General features: G+C 71.2%; 4 protein-coding genes and 1 pseudogene. 3 read left to right on the forward strand and 2 right to left on the reverse strand.

Going from position 1 to position 5,950, the window contains the following annotated elements; all coding sequences use genetic code 11:
• Both JWR86_RS07980 and erpA read right to left on the reverse strand, forming a co-directional pair.
• The coding region (locus JWR86_RS07980) for a hypothetical protein (protein WP_299563314.1) at window positions 1–1,316 on the reverse strand (1,316 nt) is incomplete at its 3' end.
• 45 nt (window positions 1,317–1,361) lie between these two features.
• A complete protein-coding gene (gene erpA / locus JWR86_RS07985) occupies window positions 1,362–1,739 on the reverse strand; it encodes an iron-sulfur cluster insertion protein ErpA (protein ID WP_299563317.1) in 378 nt (125 codons plus the stop codon).
• A gap of 80 nt (window positions 1,740–1,819) precedes the next feature.
• Here erpA and JWR86_RS07990 point away from each other — a divergent pair, with 80 nt between their 5' ends.
• From JWR86_RS07990 to JWR86_RS08000, 3 genes and pseudogenes are all read left to right on the forward strand, one after another.
• Window positions 1,820–3,037 (forward strand): deoxyguanosinetriphosphate triphosphohydrolase, encoded by a 1,218-nt coding sequence (locus tag JWR86_RS07990; RefSeq protein ID WP_299563319.1) that lies wholly within the window; start codon window positions 1,820–1,822, stop codon window positions 3,035–3,037.
• A 95-nt stretch (window positions 3,038–3,132) separates the two neighbouring features.
• The gene (gene argS / locus JWR86_RS07995) at window positions 3,133–4,890 is read left to right on the forward strand and encodes an arginine--tRNA ligase (protein ID WP_299563322.1); all 1,758 of its coding nucleotides are present in this window, start codon (window positions 3,133–3,135) and stop codon (window positions 4,888–4,890) included.
• A 95-nt stretch (window positions 4,891–4,985) separates the two neighbouring features.
• Window positions 4,986–5,950 (forward strand): annotated as a pseudogene (locus tag JWR86_RS08000) (hypothetical protein); the annotation flags it as partial.

The following is a 5,950-nucleotide window of genomic DNA, read 5'->3' on the forward strand; positions in this document are numbered from 1 at the left end:
TCCTGGCCCGCCTCGTTCCAGCCGAGATGCGTGGTCAGCGAACCGTCCACACGCTCGTAGCCGAGTTCGGCGAGCTGTTTCAGGCTGTCGTCCTCCGGGTTGGCCGGGATCGGGAAGGTGAGGTTGCGCAGCCCCACCCGGAGTTCGGTCGGGATGCCCTCGATCGGCTTCTCGGCCAGGACCTCGAACTGGGCGACCGAGACCCGCACCGTCGGCTGCTCCAGCCCGGCGAGGCCGGCGAGCCGCTTCGCTCCGGAGGGAACGTCGACATCGAGGGCGGTGAGGCGGGTTGCGCCGACCAGAGGGATGAAGCGCCGCATCGTGGCTGGCGACATCGCGTCCGGGCCAGCCGCCCCGAAGTCCCGCAGGCCGTCGAGGACCGGCTGCAACGACAGCCCGGAAAAGGCGAGGCTTCGGAACTGCACCCGCGTGTCCGACGAGGACGCCTCGAACCCGTCCAGGGTCAACTCGGCGGCGCGCGAGCCCGTTGCGCCCTGAAAGGCGATGCGGGCGATCCTGCCCTTGCCGTCCTCGGCCGCCTTGCCCGCGAAGGTGATGTCGATCGCCTCGAGGGCGCCGATCTGGAAGGCGCCGAACAGGTCCGCCATGGCGGCCGTGACACGCGCCCTTTCGGCGGGCGGGGCCGCCTTGAGGTCGGGGTTCTGCCCCATGACCTGCACCGTGCCGAGCCAGCCCTCCGCGGTCGGCCGGGCCGCGAAATCGCGACCGAACAGGCGGCCGACCCGGGTGGTCGCACCCGACGGGTCGGTGAGCTGCAGGTCTTCAACGGAGGCCGCGCCATAGAGCCGCTTCAGCTCGGCCGGGCCGGTGGCCTTTTCGGTGAAGAACGCCACGGTGAGGCCAAGGTCGAGCTCCTGCAAGGCGAGACGGCCGAAGCTTCCTTGCGACTTACCCTCCGGCCCGTTGGCGTCGATGGACCCGCCGGCCGCGCTGGCGGAGGCGATGCGGCCGCCGCCGACCTGCGTGAACACGATACCGCGGTAGCGGGTCACCTGCGGACCCTGCGGCGTGGTGAATTCCGACAGGATCTCGGGCAGGACGATTTCGGCCGCCTGGAGGCGGGCGATGCGGGCGGCCAGCGGTTCGGCGGCGTTGGGATCGAACAGCGCCGTGAGCTCGGCGCGGTCGTGCGGCGTGCCCCGGAACTCGGCCCGCGGCGCCGCATAGGTCATCTCGCCGAGCTGGAAGCGGAGATTTTCCAGGACCACATCGGCGGCCCGCGACGCAGTGGCCGACGCGAACAGCAGGGCGGAGACCGCAAGGGCTCTCCACCCGGATCGGGCCACATCATGCATGTCGGTCACCTTCAGGCCGCACGGCGGGCCCGCCGCGTTGCCGAGTCAGAGAGAGAAGGACGTACCACAGCCGCAGGAGGCGACCGCCTGCGGGTTCTCGATCCGGAAGCTCTGGCCGATCAGGTCGTCCACGAAATCCACGGTGGAGCCCTTGAGGTATTGCAGCGACACCTCGTCCACCAGGATGCCGGCCCCGTCACGCTCGATCAGAAGATCGTCCGGGCCGCGATTCGCATCCACGTCGAACCCGTACTGGAAGCCGGAGCAGCCGCCGCCGTTGACGCTGATCCGCAGCATCGAGCCCGGCGGCTCCGTGGCCAGGATCTCGCCGATGCGGCGCGCCGCCCGGGCCGTGACGGCGAGCGAAGCCTCCTCGGCCGGCGGCACGGGAGGGAAATCGGCAGAACTGGGGTGGGTGTGCATGGCGACCGTATTGCCGGTTGACCGGTCCTGAAGGTAAGGCGCCCCGTGCTGCGCCGCAACCCGCCGGCATCCGAGGCCGCATGACACGGACACCCGGCGAGCGCTGGCGGGCCCCCTGGGCCTGCAACCCCGAGGCCAGCCGTGGGCGCGTCCACCCGGAACGCCCGTCGCCGACCCGGACGGAATTCCAGCGCGACCGCGACCGGGTGATCCATTCGGCCGCCTTCCGGCGCCTGATGCACAAGACCCAGGTCTTCCTGTTCCACGAGGGCGACCACGTCCGCACTCGGCTCACCCACACCCTCGAGGTGAGCCAGATCGCCCGGGCGCTGGCCCGCTCCCTCGGCCTCGACGAGGATCTGGCGGAAGCCCTCGCCCTCTCGCACGATCTCGGCCACCCGCCCTTCGGCCATACGGGCGAGGAGGCGCTGGACGGCTGCCTCGGCGCCTTCGGCGGCTTCGACCACAACGCCCAGGCCTTCCGCATCGTGACCCGGCTGGAAGACCGCTACGCCGCCTTTCCGGGCCTGAACCTCGCCTGGGAAACGCTGGAAGGCCTGGCCAAACACAACGGCCCGCTCGTCGCGCCAGATGGCTCCCCGCTCGGCCGAGCCCGGGCCCGCGGTGTCCCAACCGCCATCCTGGACTACGATCGCGAGCGGCCGCTGGACCTCGCTCACCACGCCTCGGCCGAGGCGCAGGCGGCCGCCATCGCGGACGACATCGCCTACGACGCTCACGATCTGGACGACGGGTTGCGGGCCGGGATGCTGGAGCTGGACGACCTCGCCGCAGTGCCGTTCCTGGCCGAGTTGCTGGCCGAGATCGACCACCTTCATCCGGGGCTGCCCCGGACCAAGCGGATCCACGAACTCACCCGCCGGGTGATCACGCGCTTCGTGGAAGACGTCGTGGACGAGGGGCGACGGCGCATCGCGGCGCTGGCCCCCGCCACCGCACAGGACATCCGCCGGGCGGGCCGGCCCGTGATCGCCTTTTCCGACGACATGGCCACGGCCGAGCGGTCGGTGAAGGACTTCCTGTTTCCGCAGCTCTACCGGCACGAGCGCCTGATGGCCGTCCGCGGGCAGGCCGAGGCGGTGGTCCGGGAGCTGTTCGAGCGCTTCACGGCGGATCCGGCGTCGCTGCCGGAGGGCTGGCAGGCCGGCCTCGCGGGCGCCGACGACGCCAAGCTCGCCCGGCGGGCCGCCGATTACATTGCCGGCATGACCGACCGCTTCGCCGTGCAGGAGCATCGGCGGCTGTTCCCGCACAGCCCCGATCTCAGGCTCGCCTGAGCCCTCCGGGCCGCCTGCGGTGACAGGCCCGGTGCCGGTTGCTAAGCGGGGCGGCGCTGCGGGCCGGGACGCGCCCGCTCTCTGGATCGGAATTGATGAACGTTTTCGGGCTCTTCGAGCGCCGGGTGGCGGACGCGCTGGAGCGGCTGATCGCGGCCGGGACCTTGCCGGCCGGGCTCGACCTGTCGCGGATCGTGGTGGAGCCGCCGCGCGACCCCTCGCATGGCGATCTGGCCACCAACGCCGCCATGGCGGTGGCCAAGGCCGCCGGCATGAACCCGCGGGCGCTGGCCGAGCTCCTGGTGGCGGACCTGCGGACGGATCCGCGCGTGGTGGACGCCGCGGTGGCCGGGCCGGGCTTCATCAACCTGCGCCTCGTGCCTGCGCTGCACCATGACGTGGTCCGGGCGGCCGTGCTCGATCCGGAGGCGTTCGGGCGCAGCGGCCAGGGCGCCGGCGCCCCGGTCAATGTGGAATACGTCTCGGCCAACCCGACCGGTCCCATGCATGTCGGCCACGGCCGCGGCGCCGTGTTCGGCGACGCCCTGTCCAACCTGCTCGAAGTGGCCGGCTACCGGGTCACGCGGGAATACTACGTCAACGATGCCGGCGCGCAGGTCGACGTCCTGGCCCGCTCCGCCTACCTGCGCTACCGCGAGGCGCTGGGCGCCGAGATCGGTGCCATCCCGGAAGGGCTCTATCCGGGGGACTACCTGAAGCCGCTCGGGGCGGATCTCGCCCACCGGCACGGCCGGGCGCTTCTCGACCAGCCCGAGGCCGAGTGGCTGCCCGTGGTCCGGGACGCCGCCATCGCGGCCATGATGGAACTGATCCGGCAGGATCTCCTGGCGCTCGGCATCCGGCACGACGTGTTCTTCTCCGAGCGCTCCTTGATGGAGAACGGGGGCGGGGAGGTCGCTGCGACCATCGCCGAACTCAGGGCCAGGAACCTCGTCTACGAGGGACGGCTGCCGCCGCCCAAAGGGCAGCCGGTCGAGGATTGGGAAGACCGCGAGCAGACGCTGTTCCGGGCCACCCAATTCGGGGACGACGTCGACCGGCCTCTGCTGAAATCCGACGGCTCGTTCACGTATTTCGCGGCCGACATCGCGTATCACCGGTCCAAATTCGAGCGCGGCTTCTCGCGCATGATCGATGTGTGGGGCGCCGACCACGGCGGCTACGTGAAGCGCATGTCGGCGGCGGTTCGGGCCGTGAGCGGCGGACAGGGCGAGCTCGACGTCAAGTTGTGCCAGCTCGTGCGGCTCCTGCGGGGCGGCGAGCCGGTCAAGATGTCCAAGCGGGCCGGCGATTTCGTCACGCTGCGCGAGGTGGTGGACGAGGTCGGCGCCGATTCGACGCGCTTCATGCTGCTCTACCGGAAGAACGACGCGCCGCTCGATTTCGACCTGATCAAGGTCAGGGAGCAGTCCAAGGACAACCCCGTCTTCTACGTGCAATACGCCCATGCCCGATGTGCCTCGGTGGCCCGGCAGGGCGCGGAGGCCTTCGGCCGCTCGCCGTCGCGCCAGGAACTCGCGGCTGCGGATCTGTCCATTCTGACCGACGAAGCCGAGCTCGAGCTGATGCGTCGCATCGGCCAGTATCCGCGCGTGATCGAGGCCGCCGCGGCGGCGCATGAGCCTCACCGGGTGGCGTTTTTTCTTTACGATTTGGCCAGCCTGTTCCACGCCCTTTGGAACAAGGGCAAAGACTTGCCGCAATTACGGTTTGTTAAACACGGAGATGAAATGTCGACAACCGCGAGATTGGCGCTCGTGGGCGCGCTGCAGGGCGTGCTCGCGTCGGGCCTAGCGGTTTTGGGCGTAAGGGCCCCGGACGAGATGCGCTGACGGCGCGCCTCGCTGGAGCGCGCGCGCCCGCCGCGGGCCGGGTCCCGGTCGGGACCGGGTTCGAGGTGGCGGCGCCGGAGTCGGAGGGCGTTTTAATGAGCGAAGCCAGGCATCAGCGGTTCGAGATCGACATCGACGAGATCGAGCGCGAACTCCGCAGGTCGGCCGAATCCGCGCCGGCCCCGCGGCCGGATCCGCTCGCCGAGCTGGCCCGCATCGTCGGGCAGGACGATCCGTTCCGGGGCATCATCGGCGAGAGCCGGTCGGGCGCCCCGCGGGTCGCGTCCGACCCGGCCGCCGCGGCCGGAGGGGGGTACGGCAATCTCGATTTCGCGCCCGACGACCGGCTTGGATCGCGTGACACGTCGCCGCAGGCCGGCGGCTACGATCCGGTCGCTGACGTCTATGGCTCGCCCGATGCCGCTCTCGCCGAGGATGACATGCAGCCGCTCCGGCCCCGGCGCTCGCGCGGCAAGCTCGCCGCCGTGGCGGCGACGCTGCTGGTCACCACCGGGGCCATCGCCGGCGGGCTCTATTGGCAGCGGGCAGGCGGCGGGTTCTCTCCCTCCGGAGCGCCCCCGCTGATCACCGCCGACCGCACGCCGGTGAAGAAGCCGCCGGAAAATCCCGGTGGCATGGAAGTGCCGAACCAGGATCGTCAGATCTACGACCAGAAGCCGGACGACGGGCGCAGCCGCGTGGTGGATGGCCGCGAGCAGCCGATTGATGTCCAGGAGGCGGTCCGCTCGATGCCGTCCACGGCCGATCGGGCCCCGGCCGTGTCGGCCCGTGCGCCCGTGACTGGTCCGGCCATGCCGGTCGACACCGGCGAGCGTCTGGCCGGAACGGGCCAGGCCGCGCCCGCGGCGCCGAGCAACGGCTCCAACGCCGTCACCACGGCTCTGGGCGAGCCGCGCCGGGTCCGCACGGTCGCGGTCCGGCCGGACGGCTCGGTCTACACGCCGACCACGACGTCCAGCATTGCGGCCGCGCAGCCCAGCCTGCTGCCCGGCAACAGCCTGCCGCCGCCGGTCCCCGTCGCCACCATCAGCGTTCCCGC

The sequence above is a fragment of the Enterovirga sp. genome (assembly GCF_028290205.1).
In the GTDB taxonomy this organism is placed as follows: Bacteria; Pseudomonadota; Alphaproteobacteria; order Rhizobiales; family Beijerinckiaceae; genus Enterovirga.